Consider the following 4,207-nt stretch of genomic DNA (forward strand, 5'->3'; position numbering starts at 1 on the left):
CCCAGACCACGAAGCCCAGAGCACCGATGGCAATCAGGGCCCAGACCATCGGCAGGTAGCCAAAGACCGGTTTGCGCGAGAAGGTCGCAATCACGTGGGAGATAATGCCGAAGCCAGGAAGGATCACGATGTAGACTTCCGGGTGTCCGAAGAACCACAGAATGTGCTGGTAAAGCACCGGGTCGCCCCCGCCTGCGGGGTCAAAGAAGGTGAATCCAAAGTTCCGGTCCATCAGCAACATGGTGATCGCGCCCGCCAGAACCGGCAGAGACAACAGGATCAGCCAGCTTGTGACAAAGATCGACCATGAGAACAGCGGCACTTTGAAGAGCGTCATGCCCGGGGCCCGCATGTTGAGGAAGGTGGTGATCATATTGATCGCCCCCAGGATCGACGAGGCGCCTGATACGTGCACCGCGAAGATCGCGAGATCCATCGAGAAGCCGCCTTCATTCGTGGAGAGCGGTGGGTAAAGCACCCAGCCCACTCCGGACCCGGCCTGGTCGTTGCCGCCCGGTGACAGCACCGAACAGACCGCCAGCGTTGTGCCGGCGACATAAAGCCAGAAGGAAAGGTTGTTCATCCGCGGGAACGCCATATCCGGCGCGCCGATCTGTAAAGGCATGAAATAGTTGCCAAATCCGCCGAAGAGCGCCGGAATGACCACGAAGAACATCATCAGGATGCCGTGGCCTGTGATCAGCACGTTCCAGAGATGTCCGTTGGGCGTACAGGCCTCGCCGCTGGCGAAGAGACGCGCACCCTCAAGGCACATGTACTGTACGCCCGGCTCCATCAGCTCAAGGCGCATGTAAACGGTAAACGCAACTGAAACGAAACCGGCAAGAGCGGAGACGATCAGATAGAGAATACCGATATCTTTGTGGTTTGTTGACATGAACCAGCGGGTGAAAAACCCACGCTCGTCCTGGTGGTCATGGCCGTGGATGGCTGCGTCTGCCATGCTCTTGCCTCCTGGTATTATGTGACGTTCCGCACGACGGTTCCTGTATCGCACAGAGGATTCCATCCGTTTCTAGAGTGTGTTGGGGCCGGGAGCAATGATCGTATTGACGCAGCAGTGCCGAATTGGCGGGCTGATCCGTGCACCGGGTGCGCCAGGGTGACGCAGCCTGGCGCAATTACCCCGGGCTGCCGGCGGATGCCCGCCAGAGACCGTCGCGTGTTAACCGGCGTTTAACAGTCACTGATGCAGGATGGCTTCGGGTGGCGGCTGTCCGGGAACGGTTCAGACCAGGATGCGGGAACAGGGAAATGCAGGTGGCTTTGGATTCAGATACAGGCGCGACAGGATTGAGCATTGATGCGGAGAGCTCGGATTTCCTGCGCCGCATGGCCGGCCTGGTTCCGGGTATCATCTATATTTTCAATCACAAGACCAAGAGTAACGAATATTCTAACCGGTCCATCGGGACAATGTTGGGGTATACGCCACAGGACCTGATCGACCTGGGCGATGCACTGTTCGAAACGATCGTTCATGAGGACGACCTTGAGGCGCTCGCTGCCTATTTTGATTCGCTGGGAGACCTGGCAGACGGCGTCTCCGCGACCCACGAATACCGCGACTATGCCCGCGACGGATCAGTTGTCTGGCTGCGCAGCATCGACAAGGTGTACGAACGCGATACCGACGGCTCGGTGCTGCGTCACATCGGGATCGCGATTGACATAACTGAGCAGAAGCTGACCGAAGAACGCCTGAGAGCCACCCGGCGCGAGCTTGAACAACTCACTTATATTGCCAGCCATGACCTGAAAGTGCCGGTCAGCAACATGAGCACGCTCACCCATATGCTGAGCGAAGCAGGTGAACTGCTGCCGCCCGAGCACAGCGAAACTCTGGGCTGGATGCGTGACGTCTGCACTCAGGCTCAGGAAAAGTTGGATGCGCTGGTCTGCGTGGCACAGGCCAATGCCGGCGAGATGGCGCCGTTTGAACCGGTCGCTCTGGCCGAGGTCACCGAAAATGTCCTTGTCAGCCTGCATTGTCAGGTCACGGATTCAAATGCAGTGATCCGCACAGATTTCGAGGCGCCCGAGGTAACCTTTCTGCCGCTCGAACTTGAGAACATGCTGCAGGCGATGATTGCCAATGCGATCCGGTATCGCAGCCCTGACCGGCGGGTGCGCATCAAAGTTACTTCGCGATCAGTGGATAACATGACCGAGGTTTCGGTCGCCGACAACGGAACCGGGCTGGACCTGCCCCGAGACGAGGGAAAAGTGTTTGATTTGTTCCGGCGTGCCCATGCCGTGCCGGGCGGTGCCGGGGTCGCACTTTATACAATACGGTGCCTGATGCACCGTATTGGCGGCACCATTCGCGTAGAAGGACGCCCGGGTGAGGGCGCAGTTTTTACGCTCAGTTTTCCGCAACAAGGCGCCTGAAGGGGGCAGACTGAATGAAACGCCTCAGAAAAATACTGCTGGTTGATGATGACCGGATCACCAACCTGATGCACACCAGGCTGATTGATCGCACCGGCCTGGCCGAGGAAGTGGAGATCGAAACTGACGGGCAGGCCGCTCTTGAGCATCTTGAGCATGCACAGGCGAATGGCGGCGTGCTGCCTGATCTGATCCTGCTCGACATTAATATGCCGCGGATGGACGGGTTTGAATTCCTCGAGGCCTATGCCGCCCTGCCAGCGCAAATGACCGAAGGGCGCAAAATCCTGATGCTGTCCACCTCAACGCTTGACGATGACCGTCGAAGGGCGGAGGCCGACCCGAATGTAACCGGTTTTATGGCAAAGCCGCTCAGCACTGAACGGTTGCTGAGCTTTTTGCGCGCGCCCGGGTCGGCCGGTCAGGCGGGCTGAACCGGCGGCGCGAAGCGCACCGGCGGTGCATCGACAGGTGCGTTGCCGAAAACAACTGTAAACTGATCGCGCAGGGCGATATCCAGATCATCCATCGTCACTGGCAGGCCCAGATCCACGAGGCTGGTCACCCCGTGCTCCGGGATACCACAGGGCACAATGCCATCAAAGTGGCTCAGGTCCGGGTCGACATTGATCGCGATCCCATGAAAGCTCACCCACTTGCGCAGCCGGATGCCGATCGCTGCGATCTTTTCCTCTGCTGGTGCGCCATCAGCGTCACGCGGCTTTTCCGGGCGGGTGACCCAGACACCGACGCGGCCGGCGCGCACCTCACCTGTGACATTGAAGCTGTCGAGAGCGGCAATCACCCATCGCTCCAGTTGCTGCACGAACCGGCGCACATCACGCCCCCGTCTGCCCACATCCAGCAGGGTATAAGCAACCCGCTGCCCGGGTCCGTGATAGGTATACTGCCCGCCACGACGGGTCGGATAGACCGGAAAACGGTCCGGATCGGTCAGATCGGTATCTTTTGCAGATGTGCCGGCGGAGTAAAGTGGCGGATGCTCCACCAGCCAGATACATTCATCCGCAGTTCCCCCGGCGATGGCCTGAGCGCGCGCCTCCATCCATGCCTCTGCGGCGCGATAGTCTGTCAGCCCGTCGGAGATGATCCACTCTGTCATGTCCTGCCCATACCGCGCGCCGGCATTACCTGTAAACCGCGCCCGCGGCTGAAATGAAATTCTTAATGGCTCCGGTGCAGCGTTGCGAGAGCGCCCGCTGGCAGAACGGGCAAAGAGCCTGCGATTTTCTTACATTATGGCCCTTCACAAGCTGCGCAGGTCGCGCTAAAGACGCCTCACCATTCAATGTGCGGATGTGGCGGAATGGTAGACGCGCAGCGTTGAGGTCGCTGTGGGGTAACACCCGTGGAAGTTCGAGTCTTCTCATCCGCACCATTTTTTTCGACTAACACTTTAGTTAGAAAAAATAATAATACATTCCAGAATTATTTATCCACCCGATTAGCCACCCTTCAAGCTGTGTATCGCTGCTTAGCACCCGAAAAACGCATGACGCTCTTCCCGGCTGAGAAAGTGCGCAAATTTTCTTAAAAACAGATAGTCTGCTTCGCCTTCGTCGCGCTCGATCTGCTCACAGTGTCGCTCGCAAGTGCGTTGCCACATGCCTTTCGGCTTCTCAGCAATCCGATGTGCGGTGCCGGGTTCACCGCCCAAATCCATGCGGGTTTTGTTCGCCCGCCGCATAGCGCGGTCATGTCGGGTTTCTGACTGACTGCGGTAGGCGACGGAATAGCAGTGACGACACAGGAATTATCGCCCACCTGCAAACAG

The 4,207-nt window shown here is 58.4% G+C and carries 4 protein-coding genes and 1 tRNA gene; 3 read left to right on the forward strand and 2 right to left on the reverse strand.

Annotation, left to right across the window (positions count from 1 at the left end):
* Nucleotides 1-964, reverse strand: a 964-nt coding sequence (locus Q0M35_RS17680; RefSeq protein WP_295317575.1) for a cbb3-type cytochrome c oxidase subunit I, incomplete at its 3' end; no start/stop codon positions are given.
* A 317-nt stretch (nucleotides 965-1,281) separates the two neighbouring features.
* On the opposite strand from Q0M35_RS17680, the gene Q0M35_RS17685 reads away from it, so the two are divergent.
* Both Q0M35_RS17685 and Q0M35_RS17690 read left to right on the forward strand, forming a co-directional pair.
* Nucleotides 1,282-2,412, forward strand: a complete 1,131-nt coding sequence (locus tag Q0M35_RS17685; protein ID WP_295317576.1) for a PAS domain-containing sensor histidine kinase — start codon at nucleotides 1,282-1,284, stop codon at nucleotides 2,410-2,412.
* Nucleotides 2,413-2,426: 14 nt separating this feature from the next.
* On the forward strand, nucleotides 2,427-2,846 hold the full coding sequence (locus Q0M35_RS17690; protein WP_295317577.1) for a response regulator: 420 nt from the start codon (nucleotides 2,427-2,429) through the stop codon (nucleotides 2,844-2,846).
* On the opposite strand, the gene lipB is transcribed toward Q0M35_RS17690, so the two are convergent.
* Nucleotides 2,834-3,535, reverse strand: a complete 702-nt coding sequence (gene lipB, locus Q0M35_RS17695) for a lipoyl(octanoyl) transferase LipB (protein WP_295317578.1) — start codon at nucleotides 3,533-3,535, stop codon at nucleotides 2,834-2,836. The genes Q0M35_RS17690 and lipB overlap by 13 nt on opposite strands.
* A 190-nt stretch (nucleotides 3,536-3,725) precedes the next feature.
* Here lipB and Q0M35_RS17700 point away from each other — a divergent pair.
* Nucleotides 3,726-3,811, forward strand: a tRNA-Leu gene (locus Q0M35_RS17700).
* The last annotated feature ends 396 nt before the right edge of the window (nucleotides 3,812-4,207 follow it).

The organism is Roseobacter sp. (genome assembly GCF_024639605.1).
In the GTDB taxonomy this organism is placed as follows: Bacteria; Pseudomonadota; Alphaproteobacteria; order Rhodobacterales; family Rhodobacteraceae; genus Roseobacter.